Origin of the sequence: Mycobacterium marseillense (genome assembly GCF_010731675.1) — a bacterium.
GTDB classification, from domain to species: domain Bacteria; phylum Actinomycetota; class Actinomycetes; order Mycobacteriales; family Mycobacteriaceae; genus Mycobacterium; species Mycobacterium marseillense.
Genome location: NZ_AP022584.1, coordinates 3,062,659 through 3,079,697 on the forward strand (window position 1 = coordinate 3,062,659; position 17,039 = coordinate 3,079,697).

Here is a 17,039-nt window from a genome sequence, read left to right on the forward strand (position 1 = left end):
GCAATGCCGCTTCATCTGCACCGCGCCGAGCGCACCGATCTGTTGGCCGACGGTCTCGGCGCTCTGCTGGCCGATCCGCCGGCCGACCCGTTCGCCACCGACCTCGTCGTCGTCCCGGCGCGCGGGGTGGAGCGCTGGCTCAGCCAGCGGCTGTCGCACGTGCTCGGTCGCGCCGGCGGCGGCGGTGACGGGGTCTGCGCGGGGGTGGCCTTCCGCAGCCCCGGCTCGCTGATCGCCGAAATCGCCGGCACCGCCGACGACGATCCGTGGTCGCCCGACGCCATGGCGTGGCCGCTCCTGGAGGCGATCGACTGCTCGCTGGACGAACCGTGGTGCCGCACGCTGGCGACCCATGTCGGTCACTTCCACACCGGCGCGGAGGCCGAGCTGCGCCGGGGCCGTCGGTACGAGGTGGCGCGCCGGCTGGCCGGTCTGTTCGCCTCCTACGCCCGGCAGCGTCCGCAACTGCTGATCGACTGGCTGGACGGCGAATTGGGCGACCTCGACGAGGACCTGCGCTGGCAACCGGAGCTGTGGCGGGCGCTGGTCTCGCGGGTCGCGGCCGATCCACCGCACGTCCGCCACGGCAAGACCCTCGCGCGGCTGGCCGAGGCGCCCAGCGACCTACCCGCGCGGCTGTCGCTGTTCGGGCACACCCGGTTGTCGTGCACCGACTCCGAACTGCTGGCCGCGCTGGCCCTCCACCACGAGTTGCACCTGTGGCTGCCGCACCCCAGCGACCGGCTCTGGCGCGCGCTGGCCGGCACGCGCGGGGCGATCCCGCGCCGCGAGGACATCAGCCATCGCGCCGTGGGCCACCCGCTGCTCGCCACCCTGGGACGGGACCTGCGCGAGCTGCAGCGTGGCCTGCCGGCGGATCCGCAGACCGACGAGTACCTGCCCTCCGGGGCGCCCCCGGACACGCTGCTCGGCTGGGTGCAGTCCGACATCGCCGCCAACGCGGTCCGGCCGCAGGGCCGCGCGCTGGCCGACGACGACCGGTCGGTGCAGATCCACAACTGCCACGGCCCCGCCCGCCAGGTCGATGTGTTGCGCGAGGTGTTGCTCGGCCTGTTGGCCGACGACCCGACGCTCGAACCGCGCGACATCCTGGTGATGTGCCCGGACATCGAAACCTACGCACCGCTGATCGTGGCCGACTTCGGCCTCGGCGACGTGGTGCAGGGCGCGCACCCCGCACACCAGCTCCGGGTGCGGCTGGCGGATCGGTCACTGATCCAGACCAACCCGCTGCTGCAGGTGGCCGCCCAACTCCTGGGGCTCGCCGGCGGCAGGGTGACGGCCACCGAGGTGCTCAACCTGGCCCAGGCCGCGCCGGTGCGCGCCCGGTTCGGCTTCACCGACGACGATTTGGAGGCGCTCACCCGCTGGGTGCGCCAAGCCAACATCCGGTGGGGATTGGACCAGGAGCATCGGCGGCCCTACCACGTCGACTTCGTGCACAACACATGGCGTTTCGGCATCGACCGGATACTGGCCGGCATCGCGATGTCCGACGACTCGAACGCGTGGATCGACACCACGCTGCCGCTCGACGACGTGAGCAGCAATCGCGTCCCGCTGGCCGGCCAGTTCGCCGAATTCGTGGAGCGGCTGCGGCACGTGGTCGACTCCCTCAGTGGCACACGGACATTGACCGAGTGGCTGGACACCCTCGCCGGCGCCATCACGCTGTTGACGCGGGTGCAGGATGCCGAGGAGTGGCAGACCGGTCAGGTGCAGCGGGAGTTCGCCGCGGTCCTGGCGCAGGCCGGGTCAGGGGGCGACACGGTGCTGCGGCTGCCCGACATTCGCGCGCTGCTGAGCCGGCACCTCGCCGGGCGCCCGACGCGGGCCAACTTCCGCACCGGCACGCTGACGGTCTGCACGATGGTCCCGATGCGCTCGGTCCCCCACCGGGTGGTGTGCCTGGTCGGCCTCGACGACGGGTTGTTCCCGCGTCTCGGTGTCGTCGACGGGGACGACGCGCTGGCCCGGCGCCCGATGACCGGGGAACGCGACATCCGTTCCGAGGACCGGCAATTGCTGCTCGACGCGATCGGCGCCGCCACCGAGAAACTGGTGATCACCTACACCGGCGCCAACGAGTATTCGGGGCAGCCGCGGCCGCCCGCGGTGCCGCTGGCCGAGTTGCTGGACACCCTCGACATGACCACGCCGACCACGGTGCGCCACCGGATCGTCGTCGAGCATCCGTTGCAGCCGTTCGACATTCGCAACGTCATCCCCGGCGAACTGGTGCCGGGGGCGCCGTTCAGTTTCGACCCCACGGTGCTGCGCGCGGCGCGCGCGGCGAGCGGCGAACACACCGAACAACCCACGTTCATCGCGGCGCCGCTGCCGCCCCCGCCGGCCGACGACGTCAACCTCGCCGACCTCGTCGGCTTCTTCAAAGACCCGGTGAAGGGCTTCTTCCGCGCCCTGGACTTCACGCTGCCCTACGACGTCGACGGCGTCCAGGACGCCATGCCGGTCGACATCAACAGCCTCGAGGAGTGGACCGTCGGCGACCGGATGCTGGGCGACATCCTGCGCGGGATGAGCCCCGATGACGCGCGGCAGGCCGAGTGGCGCCGCGGCACACTGCCCCCGGGCCAACTGGGCTGGCGCAAGGTCACGGAGATTCGCGACCAGGCCGCGGCGCTGGCGCTCGAGGCGCTTCGGCATCGCCGCGACCACCAACTGGCCGCCGCCTATGACGTCGACATCGACCTGGGCGCCGGGCGCCGGCTCACCGGGACGGTGTCCCCCGTCTATGCCGACGCCCTGGTGTCGGTCACCTATTCGAGGCTGGACGGCAAGCACCTGCTCGAATCGTGGATTCCGTTGCTGGCGTTGATCGCTCACGACCCCGGCCGCGACTGGTCGGCGGCGTGCATCGGCCGCATGCGCCGGGGCACCAGCATCCGGGCCGAAGGGCTGGGACCGCCGGCTGGTGATCCCGTCGAGGTGCTGCGCGAGCTGGTGACGATCTACGACGCGGGTCGCCGGGAGCCGATTCCGTTGCCCATCAAGACGTCCTACGCGTGGGCAGCCGCCCGGTACGGCGGCGACGACCCGGCGGCCGAGGCGCGGCGCCGGTGGAAGTCCGGCGACCGCTTCCCCGGCGAGGACCAGGCGCCGGCGCACGTGCGGGCGTGGGGGCGCGGCGCGCCGCTGGACGACCTGATGCAACCGGTGCGGCCCGGCGAGGAATGCGACGGCGAGGACAACCGGCTCGGCGCGTATGCGTCCCGGCTATGGCTGCCCATGCTGCGCGCCGAGCGGAAGCTCACCTGATGGAACGTTTCGACCTGTTGGGCCCGCTGCCGGCCGAGCGCTCCACGACCGTGCTGGAGGCCAGCGCGGGCACCGGCAAGACGTTCGCGCTGGCCGGCCTGGTGACGCGGTATCTCGCCGACGGCGCGGCGAGCCTGGAACAGATGTTGCTCATCACGTTCGGCCGCGCCGCCAGCCAGGAGCTGCGCGAGCGTGTCCGCTGCCAAATCGTCGACGCCGTACGCGCTTTCGCCGACCCGTCGACGGTCGGCGACAACCAGTTGGTGGCCTACCTGCTGGACGGCACCGACGAGCAGCGCGCGGCGCGCCAACAGCGCCTGCGCGACGCGCTGGCCGGCTTCGACGCGGCGACCATCGCCACCACCCACCAGTTCTGCCAGCTGGTGCTGCGTTCACTCGGCGTGGCCGGCGACACGGCCGCGAGCGTAACCCTGCTCGACAGCCTCGACGACCTGGTGACCGAGATCGTCGACGACCTGTACCTGGCGCACTTCGGGCAGGAACGCGACGACCCGGCGCTGCACTACTCCGAGGCGCTGCGGCTGGCCCGCGAGGTGGTCAACAACCCGTCGACCCAGCTACGGCCGCGCGACCCGGACCCGGATTCGCGGGCCGCCATCTGCCTGCGGTTCGCCAATGACGTTCTGGCCGAGCTGGATACGCGCAAACGCCGGCTGGGCGTGCTCGGCTACGACGACCTGCTGACCCGGCTGGCCGACGCGCTGGCCACCGACAACTCCCCCGCCCGGCTGCGCATGCATCAGCGCTGGCCGATCGTCATGGTCGACGAATTCCAGGACACCGACCCGGTGCAATGGCAGGTGATCGACCGCGCGTTCAGCGGACGCTCCACGGTGATCCTGATCGGCGACCCCAAACAGGCGATCTACGCGTTCCGCGGGGGCGACATCGTGACCTACCTGCGGGCGGCCGAGACGGCGGGCCGGCGCAAGACGCTGGACACCAACTGGCGCAGCGATTCCGCGCTGGTGGCGCGGCTGCAGGTGGTGCTGCGCGGCGCCCAGCTCGGTGACCCCGCGATCGTGGTGAACGACGTCGACGCGCATCACCGCGGCCATCGGCTCGCCGGCGCGCCCCACAACGACCCGTTCCGGCTGCGCGTCGTGGCGCGAACCACCCTGGGGCGCCGCGGCATTCAGAACCTGCCCATCGACGAGCTGCGCGAGCACATCGGCGCCGATCTCGCCGCCGACATCCGCGCCCTGCTCGCCGCCGGCGCCACCTTCGACGGTAAACCGCTGCAGGCCCGCGACATCGCCGTCATCGTGGAACGGCACCGGGACGCGCACGCTTGCTTTTCGGCGCTGTGCGCCGCGGGCGTTCCGGCGGTCTACACCGGCAACACCGACGTGTTCACCTCCGAGGCAGCCGAGGATTGGTTGTGCCTGCTGGAGGCCTTCGACCAACCGCACCGGCCCGGCATGGTGCGCGCCGCCGCGGCGACGATGTTCTTCGGTGAGACCGCCCAAACGCTGGCGGCCGGTGGCGACGCGCTGACGGATCGGATCGCGAAAACGCTGCGCGAGTGGGCCGGTCACGCCCGCGAACGTGGCGTCGCCGCCATCTTCGAGGCCGCCCAGCTGCTCGGGATGCGGGACCGCGTGCTCGGCTGGCAGGGCGGCGAGCGACACATGACCGACCTGGCGCACGTCACTCAGCTGCTGCAGGACGTCGCGCACCGCGAGCACTACAGCCTGCCGGCGCTGCGTGACTGGCTGCGCCGGCAACGCGACGAGCGCAGCGGCGCGCCCGAACGCAACCGCCGCCTCGACAGCGACGCCGCCGCCGTCCAGATCATGACCGTGTTTGTCAGCAAGGGACTGCAATACCCGATCGTGTACCTGCCGTTCGCCTTCAACCGCAACACCCAGGACAGCGACGTGGTGCTGTTCCACGACGAGGACGGCGCGCGTTGTCTGCACGTCGGCGGCAGGGACAGCCCCGACTTCAAAACCGTTGAGCGGCTGGGCCGTAAAGAGGATGCCAGCGACGACAGCAGGCTGACCTACGTCGCGTTGACCAGGGCGCAGACCCAGGTGGTGGCGTGGTGGTCACCGGCGTACTACGAGCCCAACGGCGGCCTGTCGCGGCTGCTGCGCGGTCGCCGGCCCGGCGATCCCGTCGTTCCGGACCGCTGCGAGCCCGCGAAGGTCTCCGACGACGACGCCCTGGCCCGGTTGCGCGAGTGGGAGGCCGCCGGCGGGCCGGTCATCGAGGACGCGGTGGTGGCGCCCGCCCCGGCGCTGCCGCCCGCGCCGGTGCCCCGGAACCTGGACAGCCGCCACTTCCACCGCGCCATCGACACCACTTGGCGGCGCACCTCCTATTCGGGCCTGATCAGGGTGGCCCAGGCCGACGGCGTCAGCAGCGAACCCGACGTCGCCGGGATCGACGACGAGGTCGGCGACATCCCGTTGGCCTCACTGGTCGCCGGGCCGGACGTGCCCTCGCCGATGGCGGACCTTCCGGCGGGCGCGACCTTCGGCTCCCTGGTCCATGCCGTGCTGGAGACCGCCGACCCGTTCGCCGCGGATCTGGCCGCCGAGCTGGAGGCACACATCCGGGAGCATTCGGGGTGGTGGCCGGTCGACGTCGCCCCCGCGGAGCTGGCCGCGGCCATGGTGCCGATGCACGACACGCCGCTGGGCGCCCTGGCGGGCGGGCTGACGCTGCGCCACATCGGGCTCTCGGATCGGTTGCGGGAACTGGACTTCGAGCTTCCGCTGGCCGGCGGTGATCGCCCGGCGGCGGGACCGGAAGCCCGCCTGGCAGATCTGGCGCCGCTGCTGCGCGAGCACCTGCCAGCCGACGATCCGCTGGCGTCGTATGCCGACCGGCTGTCGGACCGGGCGCTCGGTGATCAATCGTTGCGCGGGTACCTCACCGGGTCGATCGACGCGGTGCTGCGCATTCCCGACGGTCCCGGACACCGCTACGTCGTGGTGGACTACAAGACCAACCGGCTCGGGGATCCGGAACGGCCGCTGACGGCCGCCGACTACGACCGCCCGCGGATGGCGGAGGCGATGCTGCACTCGGACTATCCGCTGCAGGCGTTGCTGTACTGCGCGGTGCTGCACCGGTTCTTACGGTGGCGGGTAGGCGATTACGACCCGGCCCGCCACCTCGGCGGCGTCCTCTACCTGTTCGTGCGCGGCATGTGCGGCGCGGACACCCCGGTGCTCGACGGGCACCCGTGCGGCGTCTTCAGTTGGCGCCCGCCGCCAGCGTTGATCACCGACCTGTCGGACCTGCTCGACGCCCGGGGGGTGCCGGTATGAGGGGGGAGATGACGGCTGGGGTCGCGTTCGCGACCGGATTGCTGCGCACCTTCAGTGAGGCCGGTGTCTTCGAGGCCGCGGATATCCATGTGGCGCAACGACTCACCACGCTCACCGGTGAGTCCGACGAGCGGGTGGCCCTGGCGGTCGCGCTGGTCGTGCGCGCGCTGCGGAGTGGTTCGGTGTGCGTCGATCTCCGCACCGCACCCGCGCAGGTCGGCGAGGCCGTCCTGCCGTGGCCCGGCGCCGACGACTGGCTGGCGGCGGTGCGGGCGAGCACCCTGCTCGGGCCGCCATCGGTGCTGCGGTTCTTCGGGGATCTGCTGTACTTCGACCGGTACTGGCTCGAGGAGGAGCAGGTGTGCACCGACCTGCTCGCCCTGTCGGCTCCGCCGATCGTCGTCGAACCATCCAGCTACGAAAGGCTTTTCGAGCCCGGATACGAAGAGCAGCGCGCGGCCGCCGAAATCGCGGTATCGCAGGCGGTGACGGTGCTGACCGGCGGCCCCGGCACCGGCAAGACCACCACGATCGCGCGGCTGCTAGCCCTGCTCGTCGAGCACACCGAGCTGGCCGGGCTGCCGCCGCCCCGGATCGCCCTGGCGGCACCGACCGGCAAGGCGGCGGCGCGGCTGGCCGAGGCGGTGGCCACGGGAGCCCAGCGGCTCGACGCGGTGGACCGGGCCCGGCTGGCCGGGCTGCCGGGCACCACCCTGCACCGGCTGCTGGGTCCGCGGCCGGATACGTCGGTGCGGTTCAAGCACAATCGCACCAACCGGCTGCCGCACGACGTCGTCGTGGTCGACGAGACGTCGATGGTGTCGTTGACCATGATGGCCCGTCTTGCCGAGGCGGTCAGGCCGGACTCCCGGCTGATTCTGGTCGGCGACCCGGACCAGTTGGCGTCGGTGGAGGCGGGCGCCGTGCTGGCCGACCTGGTGGACGGCCTGGCCGACCGCGACGACGTGCGGGTCGCCGCCCTGCGCACCCCGCACCGATACGGCACGTCGATCGGCGCACTGGCCGCCGCGATCCGGGACGGCGACGCGGACCGCGTGGTGGAGTTGCTGGCGGCCGGCGGGGAGCACATCGAATGGGTGGACTCCGGGCGCCCGGCCGACCGGCTGCGCGAGGTACTCGTCGCGCACGCGCTGCGGCTGCGGTCGGCGGCGCTGCTGGGCGCGGCCGACGAGGCGTTGGCGACCCTGGACGAACACCGGCTGCTGTGCGCGCACCGCGCGGGTCCGTACGGGGCGACGCACTGGAACACGCTGGTGCAGAAGTGGATTGCCGAAGCGACGGGGCAGCCCGCCTGGTCGCAGTGGTACGCCGGGCGTCCGCTGCTGGTGACGGCCAACGACTACGGGCTGCGGCTCTACAACGGTGACACCGGCGTGGCGGTGGCCGGCGTGGACGGGCTGCGAGCGGTCATCGCCGGCGCGAGCGGACCGCTAGACTTCGCGACCAGCCGCCTCGGCGAGGTGGAAACGATGCACGCCATGACCATCCACAAAAGTCAGGGCAGCCAGGCCGACGAGGTGACCGTGTTGATACCGCCGGAGGATTCGCGACTGCTGACGCGGGAGCTGTTCTACACGGCCGTGACCCGGGCGCAGACCAGGGTGCGGGTGGTCGGTCCCGAGGCCTCGGTGCGCGCGGCGATCGAGCGACGGGCGATGCGGGCCACCGGATTGCGGCAGCGGCTGCGGGCCGACGCCGCCGCGACGTGACGGCCGACGGGGACGGCACCGACGGTCCCGGCCCGACATCCCAACCCGTCTCGCGGCGGGGCCCGGTCGTGCGGCTCGCCGTGTTCGCCGCCTTTCTCGCGGTGGTGTTCTATCTGGTGGCCGTCGCACACGTCATCGACATCGAGGAGATCCGGCGGGTGGTGTCGGCCACCGGGCCGGCGGCACCGCTGACGTACGTCGTGGTCTCGGCGGTGGCCGGGTCGCTGTTCGTGCCGGGCTCGATTCTGGCCGCGGGCAGCGGGTTGCTGTTCGGGCCGCTACTGGGCGTGTTTGTGACGCTGGGCGCGACGGTGGGCACCGCGATCGTGGCGAGTTTCGTCGGCCGCCGGGCCGGCCGCGACAGCGCCCGGGCGCTGCTGGGCGCGCAGCGCGCCGACCGCATCGATGCCCTGATCGGGCGGCGGGGCCTGTGGGCGGTGGTCGGGCAGCGGTTCGTCCCCGGCATCTCGGATGCGCTGGCCTCGTACGCGTTCGGTGCGTTCGGAGTCCCGTTGTGGCAGATGGCCGTTGGCGCGTTCATCGGTTCGGTGCCGCGGGCCTTCGTCTACACCGCGCTGGGCGCCTCGATCGGCAACCGGTCATCGCCGCTGGCCTACGCGGCGATCGCGGTGTGGTGCGTGAGCGCCATCGTCGGCGCATTCGCCGCGCACCGGGGGTACCGGAAATGGCGCGGGCACGCCGGGCAAGGCGCGGAAAACTCTTCGCCCGAGTCGGGTTTCGAAGCGCACTAGTGAATCTTGGTCGCTGGTAGGCACAAGATTCGAAAGCGGGCTTCGGGCGGCCGAAACTTGTCGGTGGCGGCTGCGATGATGACGTCATGTCTTCGATCGCATCTGCTGACGCCGAGGTGGTGACTGCGAGCGACCGCCTTGAGGTGTTGTTCGAGGAGTTGGCGGAGTTGGCCGGTCAGCGCAATGCGATTGATGGGCGCATCGTGCAGATCGTCGCCGAGATCGATCGCGACCAATTGTGCGGTGTGACGGGTGCGCGGTCGGTGCCGGCGTTGGTGGCCTGGAAGTTGGGCTGCTCGTCGGGCAATGCCCACACGATCAGCACCATCGCTGGCCGGCTGGAGGAGTTTCCCCGCTGCGCGGCAGGCATGCGCGAGGGTCGGCTGTCGGCCGATCAGGTCGGGGTGATCGCCGCACACGCGGGCCAGGGATCTGATGACCATTACGCCCAGCTGGCCGCGGTCGCCACGGTCAATCAGCTGCGCACCGCGGTCAAGCTGGAACCGCGTCCTGACCCCGAACCCCGGCCCGAGCGTGAGCGTTCGTTCACCACGACCACCACCGAGGCGGGCAGCTGTTATCGGATCACACTTCCGCACCACGATGCGGCGAAATTCGACGCCGCGTTGGCCTCGCATCGTGATGCGCTGATCGCCGAGTGGAAGCACGATCACGACCGGGGCCAGGGCGCTTCAGACCAGGTGCCGCCGTTGCCTGGCACGGCCGAGGCGTTCATGCGCCTGATCGAGGCGGGCTGGGATGCCGAGGCCACCCGCCGCCCCCACGGGCAGCACACCACCGTGGTGGCCCACCTCGACATCGAGCGGCGCGTTGCCGCCCTGCATCTGGGTCCGCTGCTGCCCGACGCCGAACGCCGCTACCTGACCTGTGATGCCACCTGTGAAGTCTGGTTCGAGCGCCACGGCGAGCCCATCGGCGCCGGCCGGGCAACCCGGGTGATCAGCCGGCGGCTGCGCCGCGCCCTCGAGCACCGCGACCGCATGTGCGCGATACCCGGGTGTGGCGCCACCCGCGGTCTGCACGCCCACCACATCCGGCACTGGGAAGACGGCGGCCCCACCGAGTTGGCCAACCTGGTCCTGGTCTGCCCCTATCACCACCGGCTGCACCACCGGGGCGAGATCACCATCACCGGACCCGCTGACGCTCTGGTGGTCACCGACGAGGACGGCCGAATCCTGAGCCCGGGATCACTGGCACGCCCACCCACGGGGCCCCCGCCCGCGGTGGCGCCCTGCCCCGGCCCGACCGGCGAACGCGCCCACTGGTGGTGGTATGACCCCTTCCAACCCCAACCACCACCGACAACCAACTGGCCCCGGCGTCCGGGGCGCTCACTATCGCCACCGCGTCAAATCTCAAATATCTTGGGACATAACACAGTTCGTTCAAGCTACCCGGCTGCCCACCGCGTTGTGGACATCGGGGCCGACGGCCAATCACGCACCAGTTAGTTCACGCGACCGGTTGATCTGTGGCGTCAAGAAGGACGTCACCCGGCAATAATTGACTGACCAACGGCTAAAAGCCAAGTACCACAAGGGATTTAACGTTGCCAGCTTGATGGCGACCGGTCGCTAGCCCGCGGTCCGCTGCGCCGCCACGAACAGGTTCCCCGGCACGTTGTCCTGGACCTCCTTGGCCGCCGCGCGCCCATAGCCGGCCATCAACTCGTCGGACGGTGTCACCGTCACATCCCAGCCATGACGGCCGAACCACGCGCCGACGTCCTCGCGCTCCTCGAAGTACCACAGCTCGTCGGTCCTGGGCACCTGCCGGTCGGGATCGACCTCGGCCATCAGCGCCTGGATCCGGTCCATCCGCTCCCGTCGCCTCGCGCGAAGCTGCGGGTCGAGGAACTTGGGCCCCAGCGCCTCCACGGCCACCCGGCTGCCGGGGACGGTAAGCCCCTGCACCCGCTCGAAGAGCAACTCCTGCGCCGCGGCCGGCAGATACGGCATCAACCCCTCGGCCGACCACACACTGGGCGCGCCGGCATCAAAACCCGCCTGCCGCAACGCTTCCGGCCAATCCTGGCGCAGGTCCACCGCGACGGGGACGCGGTGACAGGCGGGCTGCGCGCCGTGTTCGGCGAGCGTCGACGCCTTGAAGTCCAGCACCCGGGGCTGGTCGAGCTCGTAGACCGTTGTCCCCGCCGGCCAGCGCAACCGCCACGACCGCGCGTCCAGGCCGGCCGCCAGGATGACCGCCTGCCGGATGTCGGCGCCGGCCGCGTCGAGGAAGAACTTGTCGAAAAACGCCGTGCGCGAGGCCATGTAACCCACCATCGCCTGCATCTGCAGCGGCAAACTCGGCTCGGCTTCGACGACGGCGTCAGGTAGTTGCCCCGCCGAATGCCAGTTCCACACGCCGTCACCGGCGGCATCGAGGAAGACCTGCGCGAACGGATCGCTGATCAACGGGTTCTCGCCGCGGGTCTCCGCGGCGCGGGCGGCGGCCACGCCCAGCGCGGTCGCCCCCACGCTCTCGGTGATCTCCCAGCTGTCGTTGTCGGTCCTGGCCACGCGCCCGTCCTTCCCACTTCGCTAGCACGGCTACCTACCCGACCCTACGCGCGGCGGATGAGTGGGAGCTGTCCCCGAGCCGGGTATTGAAGTTAACTTGTCGGCGAGCCCATCGGCAGGGGCGAATCCGAAGGATCGTTGATACATGCGAGTTGACGGGCGCGACATCCCCGTTTCCGGCAGCCTGCTGCAGCCATTGACCCGGCGGACCAACGACGTCTTGCGGCTGTTCTTGGCCTCGCTCTTTTTGGCGCTGGTGATCACGGGATCGGTGATCACCCGCCCGCAGTGGATCGCGCTGGAGAAGTCGGTCTCGCAGATCGTCGGCGTCCTGTCGCCCACCCAATCCGATGTGGTGTACCTGGTGTACGGGCTGGCGATCGTGGCGCTGCCGTTCATGATCCTGATCGGCCTGATCGTGGCCGGGCAGTGGAAACTGCTGGGCGCTTACGCGACCGCGGGCCTGAGCGCGATCGTGCTCTTGTCGATCAGCGGCACCGGCCTATCGGCGCCCCGGTGGCACTTCGACTTCCACGACCGGCTGAGCACGCTGCCGGCGCAGTTGCTCGACGACCCACGGTGGATCGGGATGCTCGCGGCGGTGCTGACGGTTTCGGGTCCCTGGCTGCCGGCGCGCTGGCGGCACTGGTGGTGGGCGTTGCTGCTGGCCTTCGTGCCCATCCACCTCGTCATCAGCGCGATCGTTCCGGCGCGTTCGCTGGTGGGTCTGGCGGTCGGGTGGGTCATCGGCGCGCTGGTGGTGCTGGTCGTGGGCACCCCCGCGCTCGAGGTGCCGCTGGACGCCGCGGTGCGCGCGCTGGGCAAGGCCGGCTTCGTCGTCTCGCGGCTCACCGTGGTTCGCCCGGCCGGGCGTGGCCCGCTCATTCTTTCGGCCGATGGCGACGATCCCGGCCGGACGGCGCTGGTCGAGTTGTACGGCCCGCATCAACGCAGCGGCGGCGCGCTGCGCCAGCTGTGGGGAAAGCTGAAGCTGCGCGACACCGAGACCGCTCCCCTGGTGACATCCATGCGCCGCGCGGTGGAGCATCGCGCGTTGATGGCGATCGCCATCGGTGACGCCGGCCTGGCCAACACCGCGACGGTCGCCCTTGCACCCCTGGACCGGGGATGGATGCTGCACTCGCACAATCCCGCTCGCGGCACTCCCATCGACCGCTGCGCGACGGCGACGCCCGTTGTCCGGCTGTGGGAAGCGCTGCGGATCCTCAACGACCGCCAGATCGCCCACGGCGACCTGCGCAGCCAGCACATCACGGTCGACGACGGCGCGGTGTTGTTCGGCAGCTTCGGCAGCGCCGAGTACGGCGCAACCGACGCCCAGCTTCAGTCCGACATCGCGCAGCTGCTGGTGACCACGTCGGCGTTGTATGACCCGAAGTCCGCGGTGCGCGCCGCGATCGACGTGTTCGGCGCGGACACCATTTTGTCGGCATCCCGCCGGCTCACCAAAGTCGCTGTGCCGAGGTTCATTCGGCGCTCCGTGCCGGACTCCGGCACCGTCATCTCCGGCGCGCGGGCTGAGGTGAAGCGCCAGACCGGCGCCGATCAGATCAAGCCGCAAACCATCACGCGATTCACCCGCAGCCAGATGATCCAGCTGGTGCTCTTCGGTGCGCTGGTCTATGTCGCATACCCGTTCATCAGCACGGCGCCGACGTTCTTCTCGGAGCTGAAGACGGCGAACTGGTCGTGGGCGCTGGTGGGGTTGCTGGTGTCTGCGCTGACCTACGTCGGTGCGGCCGCGGCGCTATGGGCCTGCGCCGACGGCATGGTGAACTTCTGGACGCTGTCAATCGCGCAGGTGGCCAACACTTTTGCCGCGACCACCACACCCGCCGGGGTCGGCGGCCTGGCGTTGTCGACGCGGTTTTTGCAGAAGAGCGGCCTATCGGCGATGCGGGCGACCGCGGCGGTGGCGCTGCAGCAGTCGGTACAGGTGATCGCGCACCTCGCGCTGCTGGTCGTGTTCAGCGCCGCCGCGGGCGCCTCGATGAACCTCTCGCATTTCGTGCCGAGCGCGACCTTGCTTTACCTGATCGCGGGTGTGGCGCTGGGCATCGTCGGCACCTTCCTGTTCGTGCCCACGCTGCGCCGGTGGCTGTCCACCGAGGTGCGTCCGAAGCTGAACGAGGTCATCGGCGACCTGGTGAAGCTCGCCCGCGAGCCGCGGCGCCTGGCCCTGATCCTGCTGGGGTGTGCGGGCACCACGCTCGGCGCGGCGCTCGCGCTGTGGGCCAGCATCGAAGCCTTCGGCGGGGGCACGACGTTCGTTGCGGTCACCGTGGTCACGATGGTCGGTGGCACGCTGGCCTCCGCCGCCCCGACCCCCGGCGGCGTTGGTGCCGTCGAGGCGGCGCTGATCGGTGGCCTGGCCGCCTTCGGCGTGCCGGCCGCAATCGGTGTGCCATCGGTGCTGCTGTACCGGATGCTCACCTGCTGGCTGCCGGTCTTCGTCGGATGGCCGGTGATGCGCTGGTTGACCAGCAACGAGATGATCTGAGGTGTCCCGCTCAGGAGTTGTTGGCGGATTCGGCCTGCGTGACTACGAGAACGGTTGACCTGCACACACTTTGGCCGGCCGTGGTGGTCAGATACACCAGGTGGTAGTCCTCGGGCACCGACTGCGCCACCGTGATCAGGACGGCCGCCGCGGCCGAGCCCCCGTCGCCGAATCGGCCGGGTGTGGGCGCCACGGTGATCCCGGCATCGGAGGACGTGCCGGAGATCGTGTAGCCGTCGGGGCCGTCGGTCATGCGTTGCGCGTCGAGGGTAACCGTGCCCGTGTGCCCGGGCGCGATCGTCACGACGGGTTGAGCAACATTGGCGGTCAACCCCGAACTGCCCGCCCCAAACGACGGCGGCGCGTCAGTTTCGGCTGTGCCCCAACGCTTGTCGGGGTAGGCGGCGAGGGAGAACGCCAGCGTTCCGCCGGTGGTGATGATCGACTCCGGCAGTGACGTGTGCTCGGTGGGCCGGCCGTCGATCTTCAGGCCGCTGATGTAGCTGAGGTGGTGCGGCCCCGACGCGCCGGGGGCGGAGATCCGGAGGGACTTGTCGGCGGGCAGTGCGATGTCGACGCGATCGAAAAGCGGTGCGCCCACGGTGAGGATCGGCGTGCCCGGGGTGGCCGGGTACAGGCCCAGCGCCGCCCACACGTACCAGGCGGCCAGGGCGCCCAGGTCGTCGTTGCCCGGTTCTCCATCGGCCGTCGGCGCGAAGAGTCCCCGCACCCGATCGACCGTGCGCTGGGTCTTCCACGGCTGGCCGATGTAGTTGTACAGCCACGGCACACCGAAACTCGGCTCGTTGCCCGCCCACAGGTAGGGCTGGTTGGGGCCGACGTTGAGCTTCTCGGTGAAGCGATCGAGCCGGCCGGCCACGGCCGCGCGGCCGCCCAGCGCGGTCACCAGGCCCGCCACGTTGTGCGGCACCGACCAGACGTACTGCTCGGCATTGCCCTCGTCGTACCCGACTTGGCCGAAGTTGTCCGGGGACACCACGACCGCGGGGCCGGGGCGAAAGAACCCGCTCCAGCTGCGGGGCACCACGGATCGGGTGCTGGGATTGAACAGGTTCTGCCAATACTGCGACCGATTTTGGAAATCGGCGGCGGTCGCGGCGTCCCCGAGGGAGTCGGCGAATCGGGAGATGGCGAAGTCATCGATCGACCACTCCAGCGTGATCGAGGCGTCGGCGATCCAGCCGTTGCGGCCGAATTCCAGGGTGAAGGGCGCGTAACCGAACCGCAGGTAGGTCTCGATGCCCGGCCGCTCCACGTAACCGGCCAGTCCCACCCCACCCTTGGTCGCCCCGTCCACCATGTAGCGCAACGCGGCGCGCACGTCGAAGTCCTTGGCGCCGAACGTGTTCAGGCCGACGATGAACGGCACCACGCTGTCCCCGGTCATCTCGCCGGTCGCGGCGTTGGCGAACGCCCAGCGCGGCAGCGAACCACTCTGCTCCGCGTCGTTCACCAGCGATTGGGCCATGTCGCTGGCCCGGTCCGGAAACAGCAACGCCTGCAATGCCGCCACGCACCGGTAGGTGTCCCAGTCGGAGAAGTTGGCGTACTGGGTGTGGCCCGCGGCCACGGTGCGGATAGCGCCGTCGAATCCGACGTAGCGCCCGTCGGCATCGTTGAACGTGTTGGGGTGCAACAGGGATCGGTACAGCGCGGTGTAGAAGGTCGTCAGATCATCGCCATTCCTGCCGGCCACCGTGATACGGGACAGAGCGGCGTTCCACTCCCTCGAGGCCGCAGCGCGCACCTCGTCGAAGCCCGCCCCGTCCTCGGCCGCCAGGTTCGCCCGCGCCCCCTCGATGCCGACGTAGGAGATCGCGGTCCGCACCTCGAGCACCGCGCCGGCCGGAAACTCCACGTAGCCGCCGCTGTAGGGCGCGTTCGCGCTGCGGGCCCCGGCGTAGACCGTGGCGCCGTCCCACGTCCCGTACGCGGTGAAGGGCCGGCTGAACTTCATGGCGAAATACACGGTGTAGGCGTTCGGCTTGTCGCAGAACCCACCGCTGGTGGCCCACCCGGTGATGGTGCTGTTGTCCTCCCCGATCTGGATGGTCGCGCGGGAGTTGCCCGCCAGCGACGAGCCCGAGCGCACCTGCAGCAGGGCGGGGCGGCCGTTGTGCGGGTAGCTGAAACGCCCGACGCCCGTGTGCGCGGTGGCGGTCAGCTCCGCCTTCACCCCGGTCTCGGGAAACCGCACGGTGTAATAACCGGGCACACCCTGCTCGGTGTCGTCGTGGGCGATCGTCTCCCAGGCGTTCCAGGGTTGCGGGCCGACGCCGCCGGTGACCGGCAGCATCGAGATGTCGCCGAACGCAGCGCATCCCACCGAGGCGTGGGTCATGCTGAAGCCGGTCGAGCGCGGGTTGTCGTAGTTGTACCCGGCGTAGTTGCCGACGGTGTCCGGCGAGTACTGCACCATCCCGAACGGCACGGTGGCGCCGGGGAAGTTGTTGATCTCGCCGACCGTCTCACCGCCCGTCCCGGTGCCGATGAGTGTCGCGACGTGATCGACCGGATTCGCCACGAAAACGGGCGGGCCGTCATACCCCTTCGGCGGGGCCGCGGCGATAAAGGTCATGAACACGGCCGACGCCGCGATGACCGCAATCAGCGCCCTTCGTGACCGCATAGAAGTCTCTTACTCCGATAACGGCCGCGTAGCGGTGCATTGCGGGGGCGTTTTCGCCAGGAAATTGGATAACGATCGCCGGCCGGCCGGGATGACAGCAAAAAGCCAGCAGATTCCTCAGCCAGGGGCGGTCTCTGTGCCGCAGCTCAACGCCGATGGTCTGGACGGCGACCAGGGTCCGTTGATGGACGCCACCAGCGTCATCGACGACCGGACCACCATCACGGCGGAACGGTAG

General features: G+C 70.4%; 8 protein-coding genes and 1 pseudogene. 7 read left to right on the plus strand and 2 right to left on the minus strand.

The genetic code is table 11. The annotated features are described in order from the left end of the window. Positions 1-3 precede the first annotated feature (3 nt). The 5 genes and pseudogenes from recC to G6N26_RS14035 all read left to right on the plus strand — a co-directional run. Positions 4-3,300 (plus strand): exodeoxyribonuclease V subunit gamma, encoded by a 3,297-nt coding sequence (gene recC, locus G6N26_RS14015; RefSeq protein ID WP_083018562.1) that lies wholly within the window; start codon positions 4-6, stop codon positions 3,298-3,300. Further along, positions 3,300-6,602 (plus strand): exodeoxyribonuclease V subunit beta, encoded by a 3,303-nt coding sequence (recB, locus tag G6N26_RS14020; protein WP_083018564.1) that lies wholly within the window; start codon positions 3,300-3,302, stop codon positions 6,600-6,602. Before recC ends, recB begins: the two co-directional genes overlap by 1 nt. Positions 6,603-6,610: 8 nt before the next feature. Continuing rightward, a complete protein-coding gene (gene recD / locus G6N26_RS14025; protein ID WP_083018566.1) occupies positions 6,611-8,332 on the plus strand; it encodes an exodeoxyribonuclease V subunit alpha in 1,722 nt (573 codons plus the stop codon). Then, positions 8,329-9,084 (plus strand): TVP38/TMEM64 family protein, encoded by a 756-nt coding sequence (locus G6N26_RS14030; protein ID WP_067169090.1) that lies wholly within the window; start codon positions 8,329-8,331, stop codon positions 9,082-9,084. The genes recD and G6N26_RS14030 overlap by 4 nt, the downstream gene beginning before the upstream one ends. 86 nt (positions 9,085-9,170) lie before the next feature. Then, a pseudogene (locus G6N26_RS14035) lies at positions 9,171-10,418 on the plus strand (HNH endonuclease signature motif containing protein); the annotation flags it as partial. A gap of 264 nt (positions 10,419-10,682) precedes the next feature. Here G6N26_RS14035 and G6N26_RS14040 read toward each other — a convergent pair. Next, positions 10,683-11,630, minus strand: coding sequence for a class I SAM-dependent methyltransferase (locus G6N26_RS14040; protein ID WP_083018309.1), 948 nt, complete (start codon positions 11,628-11,630; stop codon positions 10,683-10,685). 145 nt (positions 11,631-11,775) lie between these two features. On the opposite strand from G6N26_RS14040, the gene G6N26_RS14045 reads away from it, so the two are divergent. Further along, complete coding sequence (locus G6N26_RS14045) at positions 11,776-14,151, plus strand: lysylphosphatidylglycerol synthase transmembrane domain-containing protein (protein WP_083018311.1); 2,376 nt, start codon at positions 11,776-11,778, stop codon at positions 14,149-14,151. Positions 14,152-14,161: 10 nt separating this feature from the next. On the opposite strand, the gene G6N26_RS14050 is transcribed toward G6N26_RS14045, so the two are convergent. Next, the gene (locus G6N26_RS14050; protein ID WP_083018313.1) at positions 14,162-16,801 is read right to left on the minus strand and encodes a GH92 family glycosyl hydrolase; all 2,640 of its coding nucleotides are present in this window, start codon (positions 16,799-16,801) and stop codon (positions 14,162-14,164) included. On the opposite strand from G6N26_RS14050, the gene G6N26_RS26345 reads away from it, so the two are divergent. Beyond that, entirely contained in the window at positions 16,749-17,039 is a 291-nt protein-coding gene (locus G6N26_RS26345) for a hypothetical protein (protein WP_163648685.1), read from the plus strand. The genes G6N26_RS14050 and G6N26_RS26345 overlap by 53 nt on opposite strands.